Annotated in this window: 22 protein-coding genes; 1 reads left to right on the forward strand and 21 read right to left on the reverse strand. The window is 55.8% G+C overall.

Annotated features, from left to right (window positions below):
- Positions 1-135: 135 nt before the first annotated feature.
- From P0120_24340 to P0120_24405, 14 genes are all read right to left on the reverse strand, one after another.
- Positions 136-8,964 carry a glucoamylase family protein gene (locus P0120_24340; protein ID MDF0677438.1) on the reverse strand — a complete coding sequence of 2,943 codons (8,829 nt, stop codon included), beginning with the start codon at positions 8,962-8,964 and terminating at the stop codon, positions 136-138.
- A gap of 140 nt (positions 8,965-9,104) precedes the next feature.
- The gene (locus P0120_24345; protein MDF0677439.1) at positions 9,105-9,788 is read right to left on the reverse strand and encodes an ABC transporter substrate-binding protein; all 684 of its coding nucleotides are present in this window, start codon (positions 9,786-9,788) and stop codon (positions 9,105-9,107) included.
- An 85-nt stretch (positions 9,789-9,873) separates the two neighbouring features.
- Positions 9,874-10,095, reverse strand: a complete 222-nt coding sequence (locus P0120_24350) for a helix-hairpin-helix domain-containing protein (protein MDF0677440.1) — start codon at positions 10,093-10,095, stop codon at positions 9,874-9,876.
- A 182-nt stretch (positions 10,096-10,277) separates the two neighbouring features.
- Positions 10,278-10,454 carry a DUF3309 family protein gene (locus P0120_24355; protein ID MDF0677441.1) on the reverse strand — a complete coding sequence of 59 codons (177 nt, stop codon included), beginning with the start codon at positions 10,452-10,454 and terminating at the stop codon, positions 10,278-10,280.
- 239 nt (positions 10,455-10,693) lie between these two features.
- Entirely contained in the window at positions 10,694-10,936 is a 243-nt protein-coding gene (locus P0120_24360) for a hypothetical protein (protein MDF0677442.1), read from the reverse strand.
- Positions 10,937-11,326: 390 nt separating this feature from the next.
- Complete coding sequence (locus P0120_24365; GenBank protein MDF0677443.1) at positions 11,327-11,878, reverse strand: ferritin-like domain-containing protein; 552 nt, start codon at positions 11,876-11,878, stop codon at positions 11,327-11,329.
- A gap of 87 nt (positions 11,879-11,965) precedes the next feature.
- Positions 11,966-12,457, reverse strand: coding sequence for a hypothetical protein (locus tag P0120_24370; GenBank protein MDF0677444.1), 492 nt, complete (start codon positions 12,455-12,457; stop codon positions 11,966-11,968).
- 446 nt (positions 12,458-12,903) lie between these two features.
- Positions 12,904-13,764, reverse strand: coding sequence for a protease modulator HflC (locus P0120_24375; protein ID MDF0677445.1), 861 nt, complete (start codon positions 13,762-13,764; stop codon positions 12,904-12,906).
- Positions 13,761-14,888 (reverse strand): FtsH protease activity modulator HflK, encoded by a 1,128-nt coding sequence (gene hflK / locus P0120_24380; GenBank protein ID MDF0677446.1) that lies wholly within the window; start codon positions 14,886-14,888, stop codon positions 13,761-13,763. The genes P0120_24375 and hflK overlap by 4 nt, the downstream gene beginning before the upstream one ends.
- 661 nt (positions 14,889-15,549) lie before the next feature.
- Positions 15,550-16,218 (reverse strand): Crp/Fnr family transcriptional regulator, encoded by a 669-nt coding sequence (locus tag P0120_24385; protein ID MDF0677447.1) that lies wholly within the window; start codon positions 16,216-16,218, stop codon positions 15,550-15,552.
- Positions 16,219-16,388: 170 nt separating this feature from the next.
- Positions 16,389-16,601 (reverse strand): hypothetical protein, encoded by a 213-nt coding sequence (locus P0120_24390; protein ID MDF0677448.1) that lies wholly within the window; start codon positions 16,599-16,601, stop codon positions 16,389-16,391.
- Between the two features lie 78 nt (positions 16,602-16,679).
- Positions 16,680-17,048 carry a hypothetical protein gene (locus tag P0120_24395; protein MDF0677449.1) on the reverse strand — a complete coding sequence of 123 codons (369 nt, stop codon included), beginning with the start codon at positions 17,046-17,048 and terminating at the stop codon, positions 16,680-16,682.
- 55 nt (positions 17,049-17,103) lie between these two features.
- A complete protein-coding gene (locus tag P0120_24400) occupies positions 17,104-17,301 on the reverse strand; it encodes a hypothetical protein (protein ID MDF0677450.1) in 198 nt (65 codons plus the stop codon).
- A 44-nt stretch (positions 17,302-17,345) separates the two neighbouring features.
- Positions 17,346-17,513 (reverse strand): hypothetical protein, encoded by a 168-nt coding sequence (locus tag P0120_24405; protein ID MDF0677451.1) that lies wholly within the window; start codon positions 17,511-17,513, stop codon positions 17,346-17,348.
- A 401-nt stretch (positions 17,514-17,914) separates the two neighbouring features.
- Here P0120_24405 and P0120_24410 point away from each other — a divergent pair, with 401 nt between their 5' ends.
- Positions 17,915-18,793 (forward strand): helix-turn-helix transcriptional regulator, encoded by an 879-nt coding sequence (locus tag P0120_24410; GenBank protein MDF0677452.1) that lies wholly within the window; start codon positions 17,915-17,917, stop codon positions 18,791-18,793.
- 18 nt (positions 18,794-18,811) lie between these two features.
- On the opposite strand, the gene P0120_24415 is transcribed toward P0120_24410, so the two are convergent.
- The 7 genes from P0120_24415 to P0120_24445 all read right to left on the reverse strand — a co-directional run bounded on the left by P0120_24415 (position 18,812) and on the right by P0120_24445 (position 24,844).
- Positions 18,812-18,997 carry a hypothetical protein gene (locus P0120_24415; GenBank protein ID MDF0677453.1) on the reverse strand — a complete coding sequence of 62 codons (186 nt, stop codon included), beginning with the start codon at positions 18,995-18,997 and terminating at the stop codon, positions 18,812-18,814.
- Positions 18,998-19,754: 757 nt separating this feature from the next.
- Positions 19,755-20,645: a thiamine pyrophosphate-dependent enzyme gene (locus P0120_24420; protein MDF0677454.1), complete on the reverse strand. Its 891-nt coding sequence runs from the start codon at positions 20,643-20,645 to the stop codon at positions 19,755-19,757.
- A 99-nt stretch (positions 20,646-20,744) separates the two neighbouring features.
- Positions 20,745-21,953: a transketolase C-terminal domain-containing protein gene (locus P0120_24425; GenBank protein ID MDF0677455.1), complete on the reverse strand. Its 1,209-nt coding sequence runs from the start codon at positions 21,951-21,953 to the stop codon at positions 20,745-20,747.
- Between the two features lie 59 nt (positions 21,954-22,012).
- Positions 22,013-22,333: an iron-sulfur cluster insertion protein ErpA gene (gene erpA, locus P0120_24430; protein MDF0677456.1), complete on the reverse strand. Its 321-nt coding sequence runs from the start codon at positions 22,331-22,333 to the stop codon at positions 22,013-22,015.
- 631 nt (positions 22,334-22,964) lie between these two features.
- Entirely contained in the window at positions 22,965-23,579 is a 615-nt protein-coding gene (gene nuoI / locus P0120_24435) for an NADH-quinone oxidoreductase subunit NuoI (protein MDF0677457.1), read from the reverse strand.
- 75 nt (positions 23,580-23,654) lie between these two features.
- Positions 23,655-24,194 carry a phosphate-starvation-inducible PsiE family protein gene (locus tag P0120_24440; protein MDF0677458.1) on the reverse strand — a complete coding sequence of 180 codons (540 nt, stop codon included), beginning with the start codon at positions 24,192-24,194 and terminating at the stop codon, positions 23,655-23,657.
- Between the two features lie 347 nt (positions 24,195-24,541).
- On the reverse strand, positions 24,542-24,844 hold the full coding sequence (locus P0120_24445) for a hypothetical protein (protein MDF0677459.1): 303 nt from the start codon (positions 24,842-24,844) through the stop codon (positions 24,542-24,544).
- Positions 24,845-25,557: the final 713 nt, after the last annotated feature.

The raw sequence follows: 25,557 nt of genomic DNA on the forward strand, positions 1-25,557 counted from the left end.
CTATTACTCTACTCTATTACTCTACAAAAGTTTACCATTTATAGTCAATATATATTCTCAACGGTGTACATTATATTTATTTATTAACTTAATTTGGTTAACTTCATGAAACAAGGTCACCATTACATACCTCGATCATCCGAGCACGATGCGAATGTGGTGCTCACCGTCTGTGACGAGAGAAATATTGTCCCGATTGATCAACGGCTTGCCATCAAGTTCCGCCAGCGTCACCCCGCGGCTCACATGACATGGATTTTCCACCGTAATGTCATAGATTGCGGCATGATACCGGAAACGAATGGAGTACCCCGGCCAGTGGCGTGGAACACAAGGATCGAGAGAGAGTGTGGTACCACGCAAGAGAAAGCCGAGCATCCACTCCGTACCGGCCCGGTAGAGCCAACCAGCTGCCCCGCTGTACCAAGTCCATCCCCCGCGTCCAACATGCGGTGGTTCGGCGTACACGTCACCGGCGACGACATAGGGCTCGAGTTTGTAGCGCTGGACGCTCGCTCGCGAGGAGATCCGATGGACAGGGTTCAACATGCGAAACAACTCGCCGGCCTTGTCCCCCTCACCCAACGCCGCGAAGGCCAGCACGGTCCAGACTGCCGCGTGGGTATATTGCCCTCCGTTTTCTCGTACGCCAGGGACATAGCCTTTGATATAGCCAGGATCCTTCGCCATCTGATCAAAAGGTGGGGTCAACAGGCGAATGAGCCCATACTGCCGGTTCACAAGATGCCGTTCCACCGCCGCCATGGCGCGCGCGCCGCGGTCTGGATCTGCCGCGCCGCTGATCACTCCCCAGGACTGAGCAATCGAATCAATGCGGCATTCCTCATCAGCAGCGGAACCGAGCGATGTCCCATCATCAAAGTACGCGCGGCGATACCATTCTCCGTCCCAGCCGTCCCGCTCGATCGCGGCCTTCAACGCACTTACATGGAGCCGCCACATTTCAGCACGAGCACGCTCCCCGCGCTGAGCCGCCACCTTGGCAAACTCCCAGAGAACCGTATGCAGAAACCAGCCGAGCCAGACACTTTCCCCTTTGCCTTCCTGACCAACGCGGTTCATCCCGTCATTCCAGTCTCCAGAGCCCATGAGGGGAAGGCCATGACTGCCGACGACAAGGCTGCGATCCAACGCACGTGCACAATGTTCAAAGAGGGTGGCGCGCTTCTGGGACACACGTGGTTCGAAATAGGATTCCTGTTGTCCTTCAGCTAGCGTCGGGCCTTCTAGGAAAGGGACCAATTCGTCCAACACAGTCATGTCGCCGGTGACTTCGAGAAACTGGATTACCGCATACGGCAACCAGACGAGATCGTCGGACATGCGGGTCCGCACACCGCGTCCGGACGGAGGATGCCACCAATGCTGGACGTCGCCCTCGACAAACTGCCGCGCGGCGGCCCTCAGCAAATGCTCACGCGTGACATCGCGTGCCGCCACGCTCAAAGCCATGACATCTTGAAGTTGATCGCGAAACCCATAGGCTCCACTCAATTGATAGAACGCCGCACGCGCCCAGACGCGACAGACCAGTGTCTGATAGAGCACCCAGCGATTCAACAGGATATCCATGGCGCGTTCCGGCGTCTGAACCTGGACAACACCCAACAGGTCGTCCCACCGGCGAGTAACCTCACCCAAGAGCGCGTCCACGTCTGCCCCACGATAGCGGTTCAGCAGAAGCCGTGCCTGCTCTCTCCCCGCTGTCTGGCCAAGAAACCAGATGATCTCGGCGCGTTCACCTGCTTTCAACTCGATCGACCGTTGAAGGGCCCCACAAGGGTCGAGACCTGCTCCGACCTTTCCGGATAATGCATCACCCGTTTCCAGCGCCAGAGGACGCTCAACGGTTCCGTTACGGCCGAGAAATTCCGTGCGATCACCGGTCCACGAGGTCTGTGTTCCGGCAAGATCGCTAAATGCAATGCGCCCATCGAACTCGCCCCCCAGCATACTGCGCGCACAAAGTGCCCCGGTCACCGGATCGCTCTCCGTGAGAATGTACGGTGCGGACGCACTGCGGGAACTCCCGAGTACCCACTCCACATAGGCCGTGACTGTAAGATGCCGAGGGCGACCGGACATATTCTGCAACCTCAATCGGGAGATCTTGATCGGATCGTCAAGCGGCACAAATTGCAGCAATTCGGCCAGGATACCGTGTGAACCATGATGGAAGCGGCTATAGCCCTGTCCATGACAAGCCAGATAAGGTGCCAGCTCGTCGCGAATCGGCAGTGCCGTTGGGCTCCAGATCTCTCCGGAATCGTCATCGCGGATATAGAGCATCTCACCCGACGGATCGGTTACCGGATCATTTGACCACGGCGTCAGCTGATTCTCGTGGCTGTTCAGCGACCAAGTAAACCCGGATCCAGACTCGGACACGAGGAACCCGAACGACGGGTTCGCGATGACGTTGATCCAGGGTCGTGGCGTCCGCAATCCTTCGCCGAGAATCGTGACATATTCGCGTCCATCGTCCGCGAAGCCGCCCAAGCCGTTGAAGAATTCGAGCTCTCGCTCAGGCAACGGCACATCCAGCCGTCTGACGGCACGCCGCACCGGCAGATTCAATGGCGCCACATGATGTCTGCGCTGTAAGCGAGTCAGCTGCTCCACCAACGTGCCGCGCCGGCCAAGCAGGACGACACGAGCGACCTGCTGCAGCAACAACCGATCCTGCTCTGAGAGCAGGTCGGTCCGCAGAAGATAAATACTGCCTCGCGCCCCGCCGGTATCCGGGCAGAGGCGCAGCCGACTGCCGCGCACAAGCCCTTCCAGCGAACCTTGCAATCCCTGCTCATACGACGAGGCCTTCTCATTCAGGATGATCACATCGGTTGATAATTGCCTCATGCGCCAGTATTCATGCGCTCGGAGCAATTGCCGGACGATGTCGACATCGTCCGCTTTGTCAATGCAGGTCAACACGATGGGCAGATCGCCTGAGATGCCGTGCGCCCACAGCGCCGCACGGTCCACCGTGCAGTGGCTCAGTGTTTCGGAAGACGGCCGCAGCGAGGCATCGGCGTACAGCACGGCATTAGCCAGTCGCTGGAACAACTGCGCTTCGTCGGTCTCGATACCGAGGTGATGGAGTTGCACTCGCGCTTGCGTCCAGGCCAGCGACAGGGCACGCTCAAAGACTCTCGGGTCGCTGTACTTGTCGACCAGCTCCAACACGTGATCGCGGGCTGAGCTGATAATGGTTGAAAACACCACGCGCACGATCCCTCCTGGAGGTACCCGCACCGTACGGCGCAAGCTCATCACCGGATCAAGTACGGATCCGACAGTATTCGAGAGCGGCCGTCCATCACTCATCGACACGGCCGAACGAGCGTGGTGTCCGCGCCCGAGGAACCGGGCGCGATCCGTTTCATATTGAAGGGCGCCCACCGTGTCTCCTTCGACCACCACCACCTGGGCCACCCACACCGCCGCTTCTTCATCTGATCGCCTGCGACGCGTCGCAAGTAACGCGCCGACCTCCGGCACGAATTCCGTCTGCACAAAGAGATTGCCAAAAGCCGGATGGGCCACATCGGCGGCCTGTGGAGCCAAGGACAGCTCGGCGTAGGAAGTCACTTCTAGCTCGCGCATGCTGGTTCCCATATTGGTCACGGAGATGCGCCGCACTTCAGCATCATCTTCTGACGATACCACCACGTCGAGCGTCGTGTTCCAATCGCCGTCCCGCCGGATAATTTCAGCCCGTTCTTCGGTAAACGACACCGCATAGTCATCGGCATCGACGCCGCTAGGCTGATAACCGGCCGACCATACTGACCCAGTTTGGATATCGCGCAGAAAAATATACGAACCCCAGCAGTCCCGCGTCGCATCCTCGCGCCAGCGAGTCACTGCAATATCCCGCCACCGGCTGTACCCCGAACCGGCGGTGGTCAGCATGACCGCATATTGTCCGTTGGACAGCAGATGTGTCCGCGGAGTCACCTCATGCGGCGAGGTAAATCGCCGCATGACGGGCGGTATGAGATCGCGAACTTGCGCTGCTGCAGCGACTTCTTCCGCGCGAGGGCGCGTCACGGGCACGTCGCGCGGAGTCCGTTCCTGAAGCAGGAGTTCGGTAGCCCGGACGATCGGCTCGGCATGGAAACGGTCCCTCATCAGTCCGTTGTTCAGGACATTCGCGAGCGAGACCAGCGTCATGCCTTGATGATGGGACATATAGGCCCGCACGATGGCCACGGCTTTTCCTTCGGGCACCCGTGTCACCGTGTAATCCAGTGCTTCATAGAACCCGTATGTTCCCCTCCCACCGGCCTCGGCGAGGCGCCTGAATCCTACCGTCGCTTCCAGAGGATCAATCATCGCCGCGAGGGCTGTGGCATAGGGCGCGATGACCACATCCTCACTCAGGCCGCGCTTGAGCCCCAGACCCGGCACACCAAAACTGGAATACTGGTACGTCAGATCAAGATCACGCGTATTATAAGCCGACTCCGAAATACCCCAGGGCACGCCTCGCTCTCTACCGTATTGAATCTGCCGGCGGACAATCAGCTCATACGTACGGCACAGTAGGCTGCCTGCCGGAAAACGCATCACCAACGCCGGCATGAGGTATTCGAAGATGGAGCCCGACCAGGACACGAGCGCCGAACCGTCTCCAACGGGCGTCAGGGCACGGCCCAAGTGAAACCAATGCGATGACGGCACGTCACCCTTGGCGATGGCGATAAAGCTCGCCAGCCTAGCCTCCGACGCCAGCAGGTCGTAGCAACTGGGGTCTAGGCTGGACTCCGGCACCCGATAGCCAATGGACAATAGTTTGCGTGTCGGATCAAAAAGAAACGTGAAATCCATGGCGTTCACCATGTGCTCCGCATGCTGTGCGATCGCCGTCAGACGGCGGGCCAAGGCCGTGATACCCGCGACCGATTGCCGGATGACATCAGCCAGGAGTGTGATCCTTGCCAAGGTAGCCCGATCCTGGGAGGGATAACTGAGCAACTGTTCCCGCAAGCGATCCAGCTCACGGAGCGCATCCGCAAACCGTGCGGGGGCACTCTCAAGTGTTGGAATCGGATGAAAGAACGGCTCGATCACCGCCCACTCCGGTGATGGTCCCGACGGATGGTCGAACATGGCCGCCAGGTCCTTCGCACTGAATCGGAGCCATGGAAGCAAAAGTTCCGCATCTCGGAGGTGGCTTTCTACGCAGGTCCGGACCGCATCGGCCCAGGCGCGCAACTCCCCATCGGACTCATCACTGCGCTCCTGTCCCAGTGCCTGAGCCATATCCGAGACAGTATGAGACAGGGTGGTGAGCCTGCCAAACCTGGCGGTCCAGCCGGCGGCATCGACCGGCCTCGACAGGAGCGCCATGGCCAGCATATCGACGGCTTGGCTTAGCTGCTTCCTGGTCACCGTGTGGGTCTGTCGCTGATCCGGAATCTCCTCCAGGGCATCGCGCAGCAGTTGGATGGCATCATCGATCCCGGCAAACACATCGCCGTTGACCGAAGATTGCTGAATCAACTTGTGGCATCCGTTCCCCACAACCAACAAATGTCCCGCGAGATTTCCACTATCGACGGAGGACACATACTTGGGATCCAGCGGATGAAGGGTACGTGTGTCGTACCAATTATAAAAATGTCCACGAAACAACTCGAGACGGTTCATGGTCGCCAGCGTGGCTTCCAGTCGTTCAGTGGCATCCAGGGTTCCCAACCATCCGACGTCACGGGCGACCAGGGTTGAGAGCAGATAGAGTCCTATGTTGGTCGGCGAGGTCCGGTGGGCGACGACGGGTTTCGGATCTTCTTGAAAATTATCAGGCGGCAGCGCATGATCCTCGGGCGAGACGAACGTTTCGAAGAACCGCCAGGTCCGGCGTGCGATTAATCGGAGCGCTCGTGCATCGGACGGAGAAATCGGTTCGGCTCCCATGAATCGAGGCGGAAGACTGACCCACCGGGCTACGGCAGGGGCCGATATCCAAAGCAGTACGAACGGAGCCGCAGCAGCCCAGGACTCATAGCCCCCAAACACTATCACCCCACCAGCCGCCGCGACGGCAAGCGCCACACCGCCCGCCATGCGACGATACATCCCCCTCAGATTGCACGTATAGGCATCCTCGGCTTGAGCTGCAGTCACCCACTCCAACATCCGTTTGTGCGTGAAGACGAGACGACCGAGGGTACGAAGAATTGCATCCGTCATGAGCCATGCCTGATGCACGAGGAAGGTGACGGTTAACGCAATCTGCCTCATGGCCAATGTGAGGTCTGTGCCTGCTCCACGGAAATGGGTACGCAAGGCAATACCGGATCGACGCGGATAGAGTCCGAGTACAAAGGACAACAGCGAGGGAATCGCGATGGTGGTCAAAATGAACCCAGACCAGACCCAGGCAGATTGTTCCGGCAGGATCCATCCGACGTTCAATGTCAGTAACGCTGCAGGAGCCGACAGGCTGCGGCGGAGGTTGTCGAGGATCTTCCAGCGGCCGATGGCGGGAATGACCACCGCGCGATGCGGCTCAGAGCCGGTATGTCCTCGCCCAAACAGCCATGGCAGCAGCTGCCAATCGCCTCGTACCCATCGATGCTGCCTGGCTGCCGCCGCCTCGTAGTGGGCAGGAAATGCTTCGAACAGCTCGATATCGGTCGCCAGAGCTGCGCGCGTGAACAATCCTTCAAACAGATCGTGGCTGAGCATGGCATTGTCCGGCACCTTGCCCGCCAGCGCCGCTTCGAACGCATCGATCTCGTAAATGCCCTTGCCTGTGTAGGACCCTTCTCGAAACAAATCCTGGTACACATCCGACACAGCCGATGCATAGGGATCGATCCCGCTGGGCCCGGAAAACGTCTGTTGAAAATACGAGCCCTCTCCGCTGCCTGGGAACGACGGCGTAATCCTCGGCTGGACGACCCCATACCCTTCAAGCACCCGCCCGGCGCTCGGATCGAATTGAGGCCGGTTCAGGGGGTGCGCCATAGTGCCGATCAACCGGTGGGCGGCACCACGAGGTAACCGGGTATCTGTATCCAACGTAATGACGAACCGGACCGAGGGAATCACCTCAGGAAGCTGCCCACCGACGGACATGAACGTGGTGCTCGTCGAGCCACGTAACCATTGATTCAACTCATGCAGCTTGCCTCGCTTCCGCTCCCATCCCATCCACACCTGCTCAGACTCGTTCCAGACTCGCCTGCGATGCAACAGGACAAAGCGCAAACCACTGCCAGCCGCTGGGCCATACCGCTTGTTTAGATTCGCAATCCCCTCTACTGCAGCGGCCAGCAGTTCCGCGTCACTCGGAATACTTTCCCTTGGGGCATCTCTCCAATCTGAGAGCAGCGCGAAGCGCAGATCATCATCCACATTCGCCAGATAGTGCACTTCTAATCGCTCTACCAGTTCATCGATATCCTGCCGGCTGCTCAGCAACGTGGGAACCACCACGATTGTTCGAAACTCCTTCGGAATGCCATTCTTCAATGCCATCCGAGGCAATGACCGAGGTCCGAGAATCGACATGACCGTACGATTGAGAAGCGCCATGGCCAAGTCCGAGGCCGGCACCAGTGCAAAGAGACCGAGACAGGCCAAGCCCGCAACAGTCACCCCGGTACCGACCGCATGCCAGAGTGGAACAGCGAGAACGATGGCAGTCAGCACGGCGAGCGATCCCAGATAGCCCACAGCCGGCGCCCGGACGCACCAGCGAAGAATCCGGCATTTCCAGGGCACTCGGTAGCCGAGCTCGCGTTCAAGTGCCTGCCGGCCACGAGAGATCAGGTAATAACCGGGATCGGTATGCCGATCCCGCTCCGGCTGCTCACGCGCATGCTGCTCAATCCCAGCCAGTCTGGCACGGTCCACGACCCGTGCGGTCACGTCGACTTCCGACAAACCCGTACCGCGCGAGAGATCCTCGATCGCGTGGCGATAGGTATCCCGCGTGGCGAAATCCATCTCGGCATAGCGTGAATCCTTCCGCAGAATCTTGTCGACCGAACTGACGCTTTCGAAAAAGTCCGCCCAATCAAACACGGACGTCAACCGCATGCTCGTAATGATGTTGCGAACCGTGACACTCGTGGCCGCCTGCTGCTGATGCTCCGTATGCACCATGTCGTCAGCAGTCGTGCCCTGCACGGCCAAACGTTCGTCGAGCCACAGCAGCACGGGACGCACCTTCGGGTCCAGGTCACGGAGTCGCTGAACAAGCTGTACGGCGAATGCAGCGGTTAATGGTCGGCGCTCAACATGGCGGAGAACCGTGGCCGGAGGCTCGGAGATTAATACCCCGGTTCCCAACAAGCTGTCGGCCAGTTCGTCGGCTTCCAGCCTGTCAGCGCGGCTCTGAACGATCCGCTCAATCAGCCTGCGAAGATTCTCTACCAGGACGACACGCAGCGAGATCGCCACCGCCCACAACTCACCAATCGTCAGCGGTTGCACGCGCTGATAGGCCATGACAAAGCGACGGAGCATGTCGGGATCGAATCGACTGTCAGTGTGGGCCACAAATGCCCAGGCCACTCCAAAGACCCGGGGGTGATTCTTCAAGTGGCCCGACGCAAGTTTGGGCAATTGCCGGTAATACCCGGGAGGCAAATCATCGATGATCTCGCGCAGTTGTTCGTCGACAATATGGAAATTGTCGACGAACCATTCAGCCGCTGGGGTAATCGCTTTCTCATCGCGGATCGTACGAGCGATCGCCTGATAGCACTCCACCAATACCCGTCTATTATCAAGGACTCGTGGCGTGAGCAATTGGCCCACCCGTGCATCGTCGGTGACGGCCTGTGCCACCGCGAGGCTTGCAGCATGCTGTTCAAGCCGCTCGACGCCGAAAAGCTCGGCACGAATCGGTTCTTCCAGTTCAACACGCTTGGCAACAGGTGAAAACATTTTGCCCATAGACGTACCGACCAACTCCAGAGTCATCAGGCTGACTCACCTGCTGAATCACAACACACATACGGAACGTCAGATCATCGAGTGTGGTCAGTAGAGGAGAGTTCAGATTCAATTGTGCGATTCAGGATGGCCAAGAGCATACCTCTTCACCGCCTTTGAAGGCAGAACTATGGATCCGTGGTCGTTTCAAACGCTTTCACGACGAGGGCTTTCTCCTTCATCTTGTTCACCAAACCTGCGTAGGAATGGTCGCGGATAATGCTGGCGAACTGCGCATGGTAATTGCTCACCAGTCCCGCGCCATCGATAATCACATCGTACGCATACCAATGGCCGGACACATCCGTCAGACGAAAATCGAGGAGAGTCTCTGTCTTAGGACTAGACAGCTTCGCTCTCACCTCGGCAAAGTTCTCTTCACGCTGTTCAGACAGGTAGAGCATTTGCTCATCAGCGTAGTTGTGAATTCGGCAGGCAAACGTATCGCGGAGTACCTGAACAAAGAGGGCAACAAATTCCTGCCGCTCAGTGTCAGTCAATTCTATCCAGGACCAGCCCAGAGCTCGTTTCGCCATGTCTTCATAGTTGATGCGTTGCCTGATAATTTGTTCAATCTTCTGACGTCGTTCCCCGGAGCGGCCCAGCCGGTTCAACTCTTCACTGTTGAGAATATGGATCACCTCATTGATGGTGCTTTTGACTGATTCTGTAGCAGTCTGCTCGGCGGAAGCCGTAGGAGTTCCGATCAGTAGCGCAACCAGGCAGGCAATCACCACCCAGATCAAACCAAAACCCGTTCTGGAACTGATGAATCCCCTACCAGGGGTACTGTTGGACATCTGAACATTCATAGGTTCCTTCCCCACAGTGATCGCGTCACGCGACTTAGATAGTTTGCCCTTCCATGCTGGCTTAGCATGCTGACGATTGTCAGATTCAGCGCGCCCTGACTTTGCGGTGGTCGCGTTGGTTCGGCCTCGTTAGAATGTGATTCTTCATCTTTTCGTAGGTCGTTTGCGGAATGCCTGCCTTCGTCACCAGCTCATCCGTGCGTTGATAGGGTCGTCCCTCCACGATCTTCTTGGCATAGGTGTCTCCGATTCCGACCAGAGTCTTAAGCTGGTCAAGTGTCCCTGAATTAATGTCGACCATCATCATAGGCTCCATCCTAGGAACAAACCCTATACACGATCCCAGGACTATGAGTATGGGCGCTCACATCCTTGAGAATGTGCACAAGCACCATCTATTAAACGGGGCAACTCCCTATCGGAACGTGTCATCCGTATGAACGTAGATCCGTCTGCAGAGGCAGACTCAGCCACGGGCGCTCAGGCCCATTACGGCTTTACAGTTGGCGCTCGTTTCGTCCGTCCCATCAGGGTCAGAAGAACCAGAACTACCAGGAGAAAGCCCAGCCCGCCACTGGGGAGATAGCCCCAGCTGCTACTGTGGGGCCAGACCGGAAGGAGGCCAAGAAACAACACTCCTAATACGACAATAAGAATTGTGTTCATCTTCATGCTCCCTTTGTTTGCACATTCACCAAACACTCGATCATTCTGTGGCCATGCACACTGTGGCCACGCTTTCTTCTCACCGGACAGATGTTTGCTATCACGAATGAGGGACGGCTGAGCATCTAAGCTCCAGCATAGTGAGAAGACCGCTGATAATCTGGTCAAAACAGCTCAGGCGAAGAAATAGGGAGGACAGTAGACCACGATCGCCATAGTGGAACTGGCAGGAGCATCGTTCAAGCGTTTCTCCGCTTGGCTTTCATACCAGCTACATCTTCCCGCACCAGTCTCAGATAGATCCTCTCCCGCCGAAGATTTCCAATCTGTGCCTGGATATCGGTCAACAGACAATCGATTCCCCGCACCCTGATCCTCCGACTGGCCAGCCTGCGTTGAACAGACAGCCGACTGCCCTCACCGGTCATGACGTTCGCCGATATGGGGGATACGCCTCGCACGTCGTCTTTGCAGAGTTCCATCGTTGATCCCTCCTCAATACCCGACACATGTTCAATTCGATCCCGGTGCACGGCAGCAACAGCGCCCGCTCATCGGATCGATGCATACTCTTCCGAGTGAATCTTGATGCGTTCAACGTCGCCCGTCCTGACCCTCTCGCGCCGGATCGCTCGCGTTTGAACCGAACAGCGGAAACGATTCGCGCGAACGACGGCATCCTCAATACACCCACAATTGATGCAGCGTGTGGCCGTGTAGAACGAGTCTGTTCTGATGCTCAGATCATCGAATGTTTCGCGTACAAGTAGTCCCCGACAGCGTTGGCAGACCATAGGTCCTCCTTCTGCGCCCCATGACTCGCACATGAAGCATCAAGCACGACCGCAAATTGGAACCTCTCGCGTTGAGGCTTATTCCCTCAAGAGACCAGCGAGACTCTCCGCGTGTGCTTCTTCTTGCGCCAGAATCCGCTCCAAGACCTGCTGGGTCGTAGGATCATTGGAACCAATAAAGGTGATCATGTCGCGATAGCCCTCGATCGCGACCCGTTCGGCGAGCAAATCGGCCCTGATCATCTCTACCAACGACTCTCCTTCGATATGTTCCGCATGGCTCCGGGTCAGCAGCCGTTCAGCAGACAACTCCGGCTTGCCTCCAAGCTGAAGAATGCGCTCAACCAATCGATCAGCATGCGCTCGCTCCTCAGTCACATGTTGGAGGAGCTTCGCCTTCACGTGACGAGCACTGATCCCGGCGGTCATGAAGTAATGACGCTTGTAACGGAGGATGCAGATAATTTCCGTGGCCAGTGCTTCGTTCAGTACTCTGATCACAGTTTTCCTGTTGGCCTTGTTCCCTTCCGTCGTTGCGGTATCTCTCATCATGGGAGTTCCCTTCATGACCCCATCCTTGCGGACAGCGGCCCCGTTGGTCTTATCCCCACCAGAAGTCCGCTGCAGCACTCCTGTTCTCCAATCTGGACCGGATTGCTTCGGCAACATCCTGCCGGCCACAATAGCCTGGGTTACAGGCTCAATCTTCCTGCACTCCTAAGCGACTACGCGCGCTCCTCTATCAACGATCGCGTGTGTGTCAATCGAACGCGCCCGTTTCGTTTGAATAATGCATTGGGCATGCGCAACCTCTTCCGTCGTGCCGTGGACCATCAGGATAAACTTGCTTGATCTGAGCGCTGTTTCGTAATTGAGAACACTGTCTTTGGGAATCCCCAAGTTACTGAGCGCCGCTCCGATCACCGTCATTCCCCCGGTTACGATGGTCTCGTCAAGCGCACCAATGACCCACCCAAGGAGAGGTCCCACAATCAACACCGGGCCGATCCCCGGGATGGCCGTGCCCCAATATTTCAGGCGATCATCGCCGGTGTTGTAATAGCCCACTATGTGTTTATCTGTGTGGTAGTCCTTCCCGACGATCGAGAGCTTTTTGACATTGAAGGCCGCTTGTTTGAGCGCGTTGATAGCGGCCTCAACCTCGGTGTGTGTGTTACAAATGGCAACGACTGCATGACGCTCACCCATAGCTGGCTCTCCTTTGTTGTGTCATGCGTTTTGCTGTCATAGGCCCGCCAGGTACATCGCTATCGAATTGGGACGAGGCTTCTTATCCGTGGCAAGCGCATCCACGACATTCTCTAGGTCGATGAGTATGATTGATCGGACGGCTGCAGTCTGTTCACAATTGCTCAGTTGGGAATGATTGCAAAATGGTGGGAACGCCGGAGGAGGCCTGGCTCGGACTTACGAAATCAATGTGGCGGAATCAGATGGAGACCTTAGTCGCGGAGTAAAACATTGAGGAGAGAATGATGCCCATGCAATCCAGCATTCGGAGTAACCTCCTGGTCGATCTAAGCCCTGTCCGAAGCAGGTGGATCGTCGTGCTGACCTCGCACAACCAAGAGATCAACAGTGAACTATCGTATTGGTGATCCGTTGAAGCTGATACAGCTTATCGTGAGTGGCGGCTAACGTTGCCTTAAATAGCGAAAGAATTCCGAATCCGGGCTCATCACCAGGGTCGATCCGTCTTTAAAGGCGATCTTGTAGGCTTCCATCGAACGCGTAAATTCGAAAAATTTTGGATCTTGGCGATAGGCATCGGCATAGATCCGAAACGCTTTGGCATCACCGCCGCCTCGAAGTTCCTCAGATTGCTTATAGGCTTGGGCCAAGAGGATTTCCCGGTCTTTCTCGGCTTCCGACCGTATTTTTTGCGCTTCCTCCGCGCCTTCAGCCCGATATTGTTTCGCCTGTCGCTCTCGTTCCGCTTGCATACGTGCAAAAACCGCCTTCTCGTTTTGTTCGGGTAAATCAGCCCGCTTGATCCGAACATCCTGAATCTCGATGCCGTACACGGACGCTTTCTCATTCGCTCGTTCCGTGACCACCTTCATGATATCGGCCCGCGTGCTCGAGACGATTTCGAGTAATTCATGTCGGCCCAACTCAACACGGAGCTCGGAATAGATAATATCGTTCAGCCGTTGAAGCGCCCCCCGTTGACTTTGGAATGCTTGATACACTTTCAACGGATCGGTGATCCGCCATTTGGCGAAATTATCCAAGAGCAGCGTCTTCTTGTCCGAGGTAATGACATCCTGCGCGTTTGAATCATAATCGAGCAACCGTTTCTCGAAATACGTCACCTCCTGCACGAACGGAATCTTCACGTACAGCCCTGGTTCGGTGATGTTGCGGACGGGCTTACCGAGTTGCACGACGATGGCCGTTTGGATCACGTCCACAACAAAGAGGGGCAACGCCCCAAGGGTAACTAACGTGATGATCATGGCGAGGAGAGCGATGAACAGTCGCTGTTTGGTCATGATGCGGGGCCTCTCGATCTGATCGTAGAAGGTAACTCCGGCCGGAGTTCCTCGACCTCCGGTTGTGAGACGGGCTTGGCCGGAGGCTTTGAGCCTGGCCTGGAGAGACGATCCAACGGCAGATAGGGCAGCACCCGCTCGCCGCCCTTCCCGTCGATGATGATTTTCTCCATCTGGGGCAAGATCGCTTCCATCGTCTCGATATAAATCCGTTTGCTGATCACGTCCTTGGCTTGGCTATACTCCTTCAGGATATCAAGGAAACGATTCGCCTCGCCTTGCGCGCGGTTCAGGCGTGCCTGCGCAAACCCCTTTGCTCGATTCACCAGCTCAGCGGCTTCCCCTTTCGCTCTCGGAATAATGTCGTTGCGGTACCCTTGAGCCTGATTGATCAGCTTTTCTCTGTCTTCTTTGGCGTTCGTGACATCCTTGAAGGCGGCCGCCACTGCTTCCGGCGGATCGACGTCTTGGAGTTGCACGGCCGCAATCTGTACCCCAGCATGGTACTGATCGAGGATCGTTTGCAGGAGGGTCATGGTGTCTGCTTGAATCACGGCTTTGCCGGTGGTCAGGGCCTCGTCGATCTTGCTCTTGCCGACCACTTCTCGCATCGAGGCTTCAGCCGCCTTTCCGATGGTTTCATGGATATCCGCAACGTTGAACAGGAAGTCGCGGGCTTCTTTGATCTTATATTGGACGATGAACTCGATCCCGAGGATGTTCATATCGCCGGTCAGCATCAGGGCTTCTTGGGGCACCATCTGCTGGCGTCCCTGCTGGGTGGTGCGGAAACCGACTTCCACTCGATAGAGTTTCTCGACCTTCGGCTGGAGGACGGTTTCTACAAAGGGAATCTTGAAATGCGGTCCGGGGTCGGCTGCGCGAACCGGAACCCCGAACCGTTTCACTACCCCTTCTTCGTCCGGTGCAACGATAAACACGCTCTGCCAACCCAGGAAAATCAGTACGCCCACAATGATGATAGTCCGCGCGCCGCCAGAGGGAAGAAGGTTCTTCAATCCCCCAGAGGGAAAGAGATCCTCGAATTGCGTCTTGGCCTGCTTGAGCGCCGCCTCAACCGGATCCGACTTCTTGCCCCATGGCTCCTTAGGGTCCCATGTCATAAATAGTTGGTCTCCAGGCATTAAGAGACGTCTGTAAACAGCTCTCGGAGTTGCAAATCAGTAACTCATATGGAAAACCACGGAGTGCGCTGGCTCGACTGTGATCGATTCAACGAGAAGAGCGGCCACGAGCATCTCCCCACCGAGTCCCCATCGATATATTCTGCATAACTCTGGATCAGCAGCAGCACAAGGGACCAATTTGGTTGGCCTCAAAACTGGACAGCGTGTTCAACCAATTGATCAGCATTGTCACTCACCTCGGTGACATGCTGCCTTCACATGGCGAGCGCTGATCTCGGCGGTCTCGAAGTAACGGCACTTGTAGCGCAGGATGCTAATCACTTTCGTGGCCAACACATCGTCAGGATTCTGATCACGGTCTCCCTGTTGGCCTTGTAGCCTAGGGTCATCGTGACACCTTCAGCTCTCGGTTATGACTCAGCATAATGAAGCTGCCCGCTGCAGTCTGTTCGGAATTGCTCACTATTGAAGAAATACGAAAAACCGCAATGCAGAGGCGACCTGGCGTGGATGGACTGAGGCGATGGAGCCAAAGTAGCTGGAGTCTCTGGCGTCGCGTCCCAGATGTCGGTTGGTGAAGCTCCCTTGGACGAGCATAGGGCAAACGGAACCCTGCAGGAACCTTCACAATGTACTGTTAGTCGTGGAGCACGACATTGAGGAGAGAACTATGCACGTGTAATGCACCATTCCGGTGTGACCCACCTTTGTAATCGATGAACCCCAGCTTGCGGAACTTATTCATAAAGAAGCTGACGCGTGAACGGGTGGTGCCGATCATTTCGGCCAACGTTTCCTGACTGATCTTGGCAATGACCGTTTCCGGCTTGCTCTCCTTCCCAAAGTGGGCCAACAGCAGCAGCGCCCGCGCCAGCCGCTTCTCGCTGGAATTGAACAGTTGATCCACCAGATCCTCTTGGATTCGGATCGAGTGCGTCAGTAAATAGGACATAAACGCCTCGGAGAACCGGGGCTGCTCCTGAAGCATGCGGAGCATGACCGCTTTGTCGATGCGGATAATCTGGGAGTCTTCCAAGGCGGTCGCGGTCGCCGTACGGACCGTCTGTCCCACGAGACAGGATTCTCCCAAAAAGGCCCCCCGCTCAAGAATCGCCACGACGGCTTCTCTGCCATGTTCCGAGACCACGGTTACTTTCACCTTGCCTGTCTGAATATAGAAGACCGCCTCAGTTGTATCTCCTTGTGCGAAGAGAATCTGTTTCTTGGGGAACGAGAGAATCGTTTTGCCCTGGTCGGCCTTATTAAGAAAGGTGTCCAGATTGAATGGTGGTCGTATGCGTATCATGCCTCGCCCTCATCCCATTTTTGGATCGACTGAGCCACCCCTGCTGTAGGCCACGTCATGACGCAATCGTACTCAGCGCATGCATCAGGGCCCATACAGATGGTTCGTGCCCACTTCCGGCACAGTCTCCCCGGATCATCCCGCTCTACTCATTCGACAAGAACATCCCGTTATCGACCGCGGTTCAGCGAATACGATCCGCCGGACGGCGAGACGGGAGTCTGCAGACTGTCCACGCTCTGCTGCATTTCCCGTAATGCCAGACCGATCTGCTTGGCCGAGCAATGACGCAGGGCATGGATACTGTCTCCCATCCACAACCGAAGGCCTTTTCTGGACGGTGAATTCAGTGTCAAGACATAGGTGCGTGTTGTCGTCTTCATAGCATCCTCCGTAATCATTGGACCCACCGCTTCACGCTCGAACTGAGCCCGAGACAACCGGCCATGTTCAGTGTCCCGCTATGCCGTCCGAAATACCGCAAGAAGATCCGTCAATGCCATGGTCTTGTGTTTTACCGCAGCCCGCTCCGCTTGTAGCTCTTCCCACGCAACCTCTTTAGACGCCCCACCCATCAGGCAGGCCGTCACCAGCGAAGCGATCCGATTGCACTCTTGCTCAACCTTGGCCTTGACCACCCGATTGCCGGCCAGCATGACCAGCACGGCGGCCCTGGTCGAAGCAAGATGCGCCTGCAACTCGGCCTCTGAATGGTTGATACGTACCGCCTCACTCACGCAGCGGTCCATGCTTTGGGCCAAAAAGAGATACAATCGAGCCAGCGTATCCGTGATGTCGAGATGGCTATGAATGTGAGATTGAACAGTCATGTTTCATACTTCTTCCAGTTGCAGACACCAGTGCGTCTCCATAACGGCTTATACATCATGAGATAACCGGCTGCCTGGCCCCCTGCACGGCTTTCGCGGACAGACTCGGCTCCGACGTATCCTGCATCGACGTCTTCAGCTCCTGGATAGCCCGTGCGACATCCTGTTCGGTCGATCCAAACCGGTCGGCCATCACCTTGATCGCTTGAGCGATCGCTTTCTTCATGGTTGAGATTTGCTCTTGGGGTGTCATGATTCATCTTCCTCCCTGTAAATGCTTGTGGCGAATGTGATCGGTCAGGACACTTGACGGGGACGTCCCATCAACAAGTGGATCATGAGCAATACGATCCCACTCAACAGCAGGGTCCAAGAACTCTGTGTCGCAACCGTGGCTATTCCTGCCCAATTCAAGCCCCCGGCAATCAGTCCGAAGAAGACAAACATGCCCGCGTAGTACAACATCGTGAACTCCTTCCCGGAGATGCAGCGCCTCCGAGGAACATGCCCTACACATCCCGGTGTCTGCCCTCGGTGCAGGCCACTCCATGATGTGCCCCTGGCTGGCACAACCATACATTGCGACTCGTGAGAAACGATCGTAGCCAGAAGACACTCTCGGGCGTCGAAGCGGCGGAGACTGCTGAATTGATTGCGCAGGAAAGAGCCGCGCGCGCAAGGGACGAGACAGCCAGCGTAACTCAAACGTCAGGGAGGGAGAACCTTGACCGCGATCGCTTCTCTCCTCTAGCTACAGTTGAAGCTTAGAAGCCTTAACAATATCTTGTCAAGTAGCATCTTGCAATGTCTCCTATATACTTCTAAACTTAACTAATTTTTTTAATCTCGACACACGGAGTTTGCTCATGGATATTGCGCTCCTCATCAGAAATCGATTGAAAGAGTTGAGGCTAGACCAGCGGGATCTCGCTCGTGCGGCCGACGTGACCGAATCGTATATCTCACAGTTGCTGACGCAGAAAAAACTCCCACCGGCGCCGAACCGGACCGATATGTACGAGAAGATCGGACGAGCACTGAAATTGCCACAGGGACAGCTTGCCAAACTCGCCGATCAGCAGCGCCGCGACCAGCTCAGGAAACGGATCGGAGAGCAGCCGACCCCCTTGCTGCACAACGTGCGCGAATTGATCCTTCGCAAGTGTGATCCCAAAAAGACCAAGCAGATCCGCGAGATTTTCGAGAAACAGCACTTCGGCGAACTCGAGCGGTTCGTCACACAGAAGCTGCTCGGCGTCGTCAAAAGTGTCGCTCGGCAGGAACTCGATAATCCGACGTGGGTGCGGAAGGTGGCTCGACTGAGCAAGAAAAGCTATCCGCAGATGCGCGTCAGAGTACTGGAATTCTTGGATACGACAATCTTCGATCTCTCGGACGAGAACTGCATCGCATTCCTCGATCCCTTGATCGAATCCTGGGATATTGACCTTGCTACCTTTTGCATGGAAATTGTCCTGAACCGTCGGGTGGCACCGGGGCACCATAAGACGTTCGAGTTTATGGAACGAGGACCGGACAAGACGTCAGGGGAAGAGCCTGGGCTGAAAGAATTTCTTCAAAATTCCTTACTGAGCGGGGATGCAACGGAGGAGGAACTCGTATTTTTGCGGGCGTTGACGTTTGAGAATAAACGGCCGACCTCGCTTTACTATTACCGAGAGCTTCAAAACTTGAGAGACCCGCTGCACTTTCAACCTTCTCCCAGGAAAACTTCGTCACGGTAATTTCATGTTGACCCTTTGCTATTCGGTCAGCATATAGCTCACGAACAGAGCAACCGCCCATGCAAACATATATACGAGCAGGACATGTTCAAATTTACTATCCCACCACAAATTCACGACAGCCTCCCGACGGTCAGCGTCGGCACTCACCTGCTGTACGAAGTGCCGCATCCGCATGTGATCTTTTGCGGTCGCATACGTCATGACAAGCCCTGACGTCGCTCCCTGATCCGCGTAGTCCACTTCCGCACCGACTAGTACCGAGTGTCCGGCACATTCATGAGGCCTTCACGTCACTCTAGCCGACGACCTGTGTCATCCTCTCGAACGGAGGACTCCAGAGGCATTTCTATTGTTCTACTTGGCATCCATCACCATTGACATAGCTTCAACAATCGACTTTCTGCATGTCCGCTAGGACAGCCCGAACCATTTCTTCACCCTTTCGTGTCATTGGAATTATTGAGATGCCCCCTCCTATGGACCGCTATTGGCTGCTTACCGTGCACAGCCTTCTTCAATCTCAACGGAAGCGCCCCCTGGAGACGGGCGCGGTTCAGAGCCGGTGGACTGTGCCCCATTTTGTTTGCCTCAATCCCCCGGTCCGTCGCCGCGCCACAGAGGAGACAACGCCATCCAGATACCGAGGGCTGCCCCATGTCGCTCATTTGGACGGCAATCATGAGGCCTTGGCAACGTAGACATTGCATGACAGTTCTCCCGTAATTTGAATCTACAACACCTTTCTCAATGTATTTGCCCAGATAATGCACGCATAGATAGATTCAGCCTGATTTCGATGGCAAAACCGAAGCCAGGATCTCCTGATGAACAGTAAGAATCTGGCCATGCGAGGCCTCCCTCAACAAACATTCCGATACGTCTACAATACCCCCTCACCAAACGATGCCAGCACAACCGTCCACATTACCGCGCTGAGAGCGTCAGGTCGCACTGTCTTTCAAGCCTTTGCGATCGCAGCGGCCGGTTTCTGGATGTACTCTTTGTACCCGTATCGCTCAGCTAAGTAGGCCTTGGCATCCTCGCTCACATACTCGGCAAACTTGTATCGATCATCTTCAACGGTCTTGGCGTCTGCCATCACCTGGTCGGTCGGGATCGCATACTCAATGTTGCAGGACGTATAGGCTTGGATATAGGTCGGCCCGACTTCACGAGCGATCAGCACGGCCTTCTTGATGCAACTTTCCACCCGGCGCGGATTATTCGGCACGACGGTGGCGATGTAGGCGCAGCCCGCGATTTTCGCCATGGCGACCATGTCCATTTTTTCGAACTTCTTGCCGAGCGGGGCCATCTTGAGTACAGCCCCTCTGGTCGTCATGCCGCTTTCTTGTCCGCCGGTATTCCCGTAGACTTCATTGTCCAGCATGATCGTCGTGAATCGCTCTTTCCGGAACCAGGAGTGGAGGACTTGCTGGAATCCGATGTCGGCGGTGCCACCGTCACCGGCCATGACGACGACGTCCTTGGGCTTGTCGCCGAAACGAACTCGTAATCCGCGCGACAGTCCACTGGCGACGCCGTTCTGGTCTCCATAGTTGCCGTACACGAACGGAATCGCAGCCTGTGAAATCGCCAGCCGGCCGCAACCTGCCGTCCCGACGGTAATCGTGTCTTCGGGATTTGGGAATGCCACGATGGCGAGCCGGATGAATAGAGTCATCGCACAACCGGCGCACATCGGATGCTCCTCGAGGATTTCTTTGAAGTTTCCCATTTGCGAGACGGTCGTCTTCTTTCCGAAGGGCCCGTGCTCCACCATATCCCGATATTCTTTCGGCATGAAGGATTCGAATCCTGGGCTGAACTTTACATAATCGAGACTCATCTGATACCTCGCTTTCACTGTTGTCCGCCGTTGCGGTGGTGATGTGTATATTTCTTACTCAGTCAACTGCCTACCCATTGGTCTGTCTGTGTGTCCGGTTCATCCGCCGCGTCCCGCCAGCACGCCGGATCGCATGCCGATCGCCTTCTTAACCTCCTCGACGATCACTTCCGGTGGCAAGGTCATGCCGCCGCAGACGCGGGGTCCGGCAACGACGCGCTTGCTGTTCGGGATCGTGGCTTTGATTTCCTTGGCCAGCCATCCGATGACATTGAACTCGGGCACGATGATGTGCGAGGCATGTTTGGTCGCTTCGAGAAGTTCTTCTTCCGGCCATGGGCGTAGGGTTTTGATTTTTACCAGCCCGACACGAATTCCTTCATCGGCCAGGAGGCGGATGGCTTCCCGTCCTTGGGAGACGGCGGTTCCCGAGGAGACGATGAGGATGTCGGCGTCGACGTCTTCGGTTTCGATCAGGCCGTCCAGCCAGGCGATCGTGTGTTTGCGCGACCGCTCTGCAGCGGCCCAGACTTCCTGTTGCCAGCTCGCATGCGTGGCATAGCTGATGTAGTTGCTCTTCATCACAAACGGATCGCGCATCATCCGCACCGGAGGACATTCCATATCCATGCAGGGGACGGGTGAGCGATAGGGATCATAGGGGGGCAGGCACATGTCGACGGGCGTCAGGTCGACCGTGTCCTTCGTATGGGTCACGAAAAATCCGTCGCAACAGAGGGCCAAGGGCAAATGCACGTCCGGCTCTTCCGACACCATGTAGCCCTTGATGATCCAGTCATAGAAATCCTGTGCGGTTTCCGCATGCCAGACGAGCATGCCCGTATTCATGAGGTAGGCGATCTCGATGGTGTCCGGCTGGATCGACAGGGGAGAATTGATGCCGCGACAGGTGACGATACATTGGATCGGCAATCTGGCTCCGGACCACATCGGAAAGTTTTCCATAGCCCGCATGGTACCCGGCCCGGCGGTCGTCGTGAAGACACGGGCCCCGCCGAAGGCAGCGCCGGCGCATTGCGACATGACCGCAAATTCGCTTTCCCCACGGAAATAATCGCCGATATATCCCTCGGCAAAGAGCTCGCCGCAGAGGGCGGCCGCTTCGCTCTGGGGTGTGATGGGATAGGCCACCATCACATCGACATTGGCGCGCCTGACGGCTTCCTTAATCACTTCACTGCCGGTAAAAAACGACGGCGTACGAGGCGCGTCGTTCATCATGATGTGTGGATCGGTGATGACTTGTCCCTTCTTATTCGTGGTTCCGATGATGGCTGTACTGTCCATGGGTAATCCCTTTCTATCGAACGGCGGTGGCCGGCGATCTGGGGCACCGTGTGATGACCTTATGCGCTGAATGAACTGCCGCAGCCACAGGTCGTTTTCGCCTGCGGGTTCTTAATCGCAAAGCCGGAGCCTTGCACGCTGTCCATATAGTCGACTTCGCAGCCGGCCAGCAGCGGGGCGCTTTGGGAGTCCATGATCACTTTCACATCACCCTTTTCTATGACGGTATCGTCCTCGCTCATGTTGGACTCGAAGGCCATCCCGTACTGGTAGCCATGGCAACCCCCGCCTTTGACGAATACGCGCAGGCCGACCGTGTCTTTCTCTTCCTGCATGAGTTCTCTAAGTTTTCCTTCAGCAGTCGCTGTAATCGTAATCATGGCATCTCCTCTTCGCTGGTTTGTAAAGCTACTCGTTAGGTCCTCACCGACTCACATGTTGAGACACTTCTCCACGGAAGTAACTCATCGCCTCCAATCACGGGAAAAGCCTGCATCTCAAAGTGGCTCTGACGTCGAAGGGGCGGAGACTGGGAAATCGATCGCGCTAGAGAGGACGCAGGAGGCGCAAGAGATTAGGACAGTCCGCGCAACTGGGACGTGGAGGCAGACCATACATCAACCACATGGTCCTTTCGCTTTGTGGCGTGTTCATACGGACTCTCGATTAATCATTGTGAGACCTGTTCCTGCCTACTCGATCTGCGCACGTAGACGCTTATACTCCTGATCGTGCGACGAGAAACCAGACCAGGAAGCTGGCCAGTGCTACTAACAGTCCTGCGAATGCGATCGAGTCAATTTTATTTCTGGTTTGTGTTGTCATTGTGTTCTTTCTTTTGATGCGCACGTGAGGGATTAGGATGAGCGACCCTACACCTCATGGCACCGTCCGCGGTGCCTAGATCAGCTCAACGGACAGTAGAACTTTGTCCGTGCATGCTACGCGCCTCCCGGATGAGAGTCTGGTCACAATTGCTCACTGATGAGATGCGCAGCCTACACAGTTGAGTCAATGCGCTAGAGCTGTACCAGCTCCAGCCTGCGAGAGCGCATGGTCTTCCTTGGCTCGTTGCCCAGGAAACCCGACATTGAAGAGCGCCAGATTGGGATGTTGAAACTCAAGGCGTTTCTCTCTGTTCGGGAAGGATCGATCCCCGATCGCCAGCAACTGCTGCTTATTGAGCAATAACTCGCGCTTGTCGTAGACGGCCCATTCATATTCCCGGGTCATGGCGAGTGCGTCAACTGGGCAAGCCTGGACGCACATCCCACAAAAAAGGCACCGAGTCATGTCCATAGAATATTCCTTGGCATATCGTTTGACAGGCTCGCCCGGCACTTCGTCGCTCACAACTGTGATCACACGAGAAGGACAAGCTGCCTCGCAGAGATCACAGCCTACGCACTTATCGGTCCCATCGTCATAGCGCAGCAAGGCCAACATGCCCCGATAGTTGTCTGGCAAGACCCGTTTCTCGTGGGGATACTGGAGAGTTATCGGCTTGTAATGAATGAGATGGCTCATGGTGGACTTCATTCCTACAGCAATCTCATAGAAGGTGATCAGCTTGATCCACTCTTTGAATCCCCGATAGTGCCCTGTCAATCTCTCTCTGAGCTTCATATGTATTCTTTCTTGGACCTGGTGCGCTGTCCGCCAGGCTCTCTCTGACATGTCCACGCTCTTTCGTCCGCAAGACTAGTGCGATGAGCTGTTTTCGCTCCTCCATATCATGGCCGGGGGAGCAGTTCGGCGCGAGAGATACACCGCGACAATCAGGACCACCACGACCAGCACATTCGCCCCAAGGTCCATGAGATAGCGGTTGAATATGAGATCGGTCAGTTCGCCCATGTACGACACTTGAGCCCCGGTTGTCAGGATACGCCGCGTTGAGGCAATCACGCAGATATATAAGAAGGGTTCCAGGGTAATCACTTTAGTTTTGAGAAAATTAATGGTGGTCCTGAACAACTCCAAGAGAATGATCACCAGCAAGAGATCATGCACCAGCCCGAGGACAGCAAGAACCGGGTCTTCTCCCACCGCCACCGCAAACACGTACCACGCACGGAGAAAGAGCACCATGCTGACCACCAGGAAGCTCAGTCCGGTCGTGAAGTATCCAAACCCGTCAAGGGCTTCCATCATGCCGATGGTCTTGTCACTCAGGATCCCTTGGAAAAAAGACCATCGGTTGGTCTGGTTATGTCTACCCAGTTCGACAACTTTCTCCATGATTTCTCCTCACGTACTACGCATATCCTCATCTTCACCCATCAGGTGCGCCGCCCTATGCTGGGCAAACAGGCCACAGAGTTGCATCCCACCTTGTCTGCTGTCTGATGGTGCAATCAATACCGTCTATCTTCCTGCTCCTCTGGGATCGAGGCCCAAATCGTGATGCCCCACAAGAGCACGACAATCGCAAGTAAACTGTAAATCTGATACATGTTTCTCACCTCCTTTTCAGTGCCACTTCGAGTGTGCTCATTCACCTCAACCCGCTCTTCGCCTCAGTCTCCTGAATCCAAGCAGGGCCAGGAATCCACTGTCGGCCTTTGTGAATCTGCCGTGAGCGGCATTCAGAATTTCGGTGCCGCTCGCATCGTTTTTCTCACCTCCTCTTCACCCGCACAGCTTTGTTCAGCCAGCATGCGTTGCCCGGCACTGGCAAATGCAGGAATTCTGGCCACGCAAGCTTTGAACGTATCCTCCGCAGCACCCGATGCCGTGACGGTAAGCTCTGCGATCGGAGCGAATCCCACGGCTTTGTCTACAAGCAGATCTGCCGCCTGAACCGGTTGAGTCGATTGTATCGACAATGCGGCGAACAGCACGATGGTCAAGGCGACAACTCCAGATTTGGTAATAGTTGAGATTCTCATGGTGACAACCTCCTCGTACGTGTTAGGGGTCTCTGCTCGGACGTCCCAGGGCTGACCCACGTGATGGAGTGCATGTGATCCATAACAGTGCATACCTACTGAATGGACCTAGATGAATGAGCACAGGAGACACGAAATCCGTGGAATTCGGTATTCGCACAGCGCACCTCTTGATTCGATGAGACTCGGTATTCGAAGCTGCTGCTGGAGACTGAGGAATCAGACGCGCCGGAGGGATGGTAAATGCGCGAGAGATAGGACAGTCGACGTCGTTCTTAACGTCATGACATCACCCTACAAGCCATGACTACTGCTGTCAATGCTTGGAATTCACACATGCGCTGCAACACTCTGTTTCTATGGAACTATATTTATTATTCGGACGAGCATTCCCCGGTGAGTGGACCGGAGACATCAGACATCTGTTGATTCCGTTTCACCGACGCAGCGATTGCCCAATTTTTTTCAGGTCTGCATCATAGTGCTTGACTCTCACGCCGATAGCGCCCAAGGTGATATGCAGCTCCGGTGACTGTCCTATCTCTTACGCTTCCTACTTCTTCTCAGCGTGACCGATTCCTCAGCCTCCGCCGCTCCGATGCCGCAATTCTTTGAACGGCTATGAACGCCAATTGGCCGAAGGGAAGGAATGGCAGTTCCGAACTCCATGCGGGCCAAAAAGAGATGGTTTGGCTGGAAGAATGCCTTTCACG

It is taken from the genome of Nitrospira sp. (assembly GCA_029194675.1).
Classification (GTDB): Bacteria; Nitrospirota; Nitrospiria; order Nitrospirales; family Nitrospiraceae; genus Nitrospira_D.

What these genes read in the sequence shown, in the direction of transcription:
- P0120_24390 (MDF0677448.1), bottom strand. Translation starts at nt 16,601, where the DNA reads ATGAAGACGACAACACGCACCTATGTCTTGACACTGAATTCACCGTCC.
- erpA (MDF0677456.1), bottom strand. Translation starts at nt 22,333, where the DNA reads ATGATTACGATTACAGCGACTGCTGAAGGAAAACTTAGAGAACTCATG.
- P0120_24405 (MDF0677451.1), bottom strand. Translation starts at nt 17,513, where the DNA reads ATGTTGTACTACGCGGGCATGTTTGTCTTCTTCGGACTGATTGCCGGG.
- P0120_24415 (MDF0677453.1), bottom strand. Translation starts at nt 18,997, where the DNA reads ATGACGTATGCGACCGCAAAAGATCACATGCGGATGCGGCACTTCGTA.
- P0120_24350 (MDF0677440.1), bottom strand. Translation starts at nt 10,095, where the DNA reads ATGATGATGGTCGACATTAATTCAGGGACACTTGACCAGCTTAAGACT.
- P0120_24360 (MDF0677442.1), bottom strand. Translation starts at nt 10,936, where the DNA reads ATGGAACTCTGCAAAGACGACGTGCGAGGCGTATCCCCCATATCGGCG.
- P0120_24445 (MDF0677459.1), bottom strand. Translation starts at nt 24,844, where the DNA reads ATGAGAATCTCAACTATTACCAAATCTGGAGTTGTCGCCTTGACCATC.
- P0120_24420 (MDF0677454.1), bottom strand. Translation starts at nt 20,645, where the DNA reads ATGAGTCTCGATTATGTAAAGTTCAGCCCAGGATTCGAATCCTTCATG.
- P0120_24375 (MDF0677445.1), bottom strand. Translation starts at nt 13,764, where the DNA reads ATGACCAAACAGCGACTGTTCATCGCTCTCCTCGCCATGATCATCACG.
- nuoI (MDF0677457.1), bottom strand. Translation starts at nt 23,579, where the DNA reads ATGAAGCTCAGAGAGAGATTGACAGGGCACTATCGGGGATTCAAAGAG.
- P0120_24340 (MDF0677438.1), bottom strand. Translation starts at nt 8,964, where the DNA reads ATGACTCTGGAGTTGGTCGGTACGTCTATGGGCAAAATGTTTTCACCT.
- P0120_24425 (MDF0677455.1), bottom strand. Translation starts at nt 21,953, where the DNA reads ATGGACAGTACAGCCATCATCGGAACCACGAATAAGAAGGGACAAGTC.
- P0120_24355 (MDF0677441.1), bottom strand. Translation starts at nt 10,454, where the DNA reads ATGAACACAATTCTTATTGTCGTATTAGGAGTGTTGTTTCTTGGCCTC.
- P0120_24385 (MDF0677447.1), bottom strand. Translation starts at nt 16,218, where the DNA reads ATGATACGCATACGACCACCATTCAATCTGGACACCTTTCTTAATAAG.
- hflK (MDF0677446.1), bottom strand. Translation starts at nt 14,888, where the DNA reads ATGACATGGGACCCTAAGGAGCCATGGGGCAAGAAGTCGGATCCGGTT.
- P0120_24370 (MDF0677444.1), bottom strand. Translation starts at nt 12,457, where the DNA reads ATGGGTGAGCGTCATGCAGTCGTTGCCATTTGTAACACACACACCGAG.
- P0120_24395 (MDF0677449.1), bottom strand. Translation starts at nt 17,048, where the DNA reads ATGACTGTTCAATCTCACATTCATAGCCATCTCGACATCACGGATACG.
- P0120_24440 (MDF0677458.1), bottom strand. Translation starts at nt 24,194, where the DNA reads ATGGAGAAAGTTGTCGAACTGGGTAGACATAACCAGACCAACCGATGG.
- P0120_24400 (MDF0677450.1), bottom strand. Translation starts at nt 17,301, where the DNA reads ATGACACCCCAAGAGCAAATCTCAACCATGAAGAAAGCGATCGCTCAA.
- P0120_24410 (MDF0677452.1), top strand. Translation starts at nt 17,915, where the DNA reads ATGGATATTGCGCTCCTCATCAGAAATCGATTGAAAGAGTTGAGGCTA.
- P0120_24345 (MDF0677439.1), bottom strand. Translation starts at nt 9,788, where the DNA reads ATGAATGTTCAGATGTCCAACAGTACCCCTGGTAGGGGATTCATCAGT.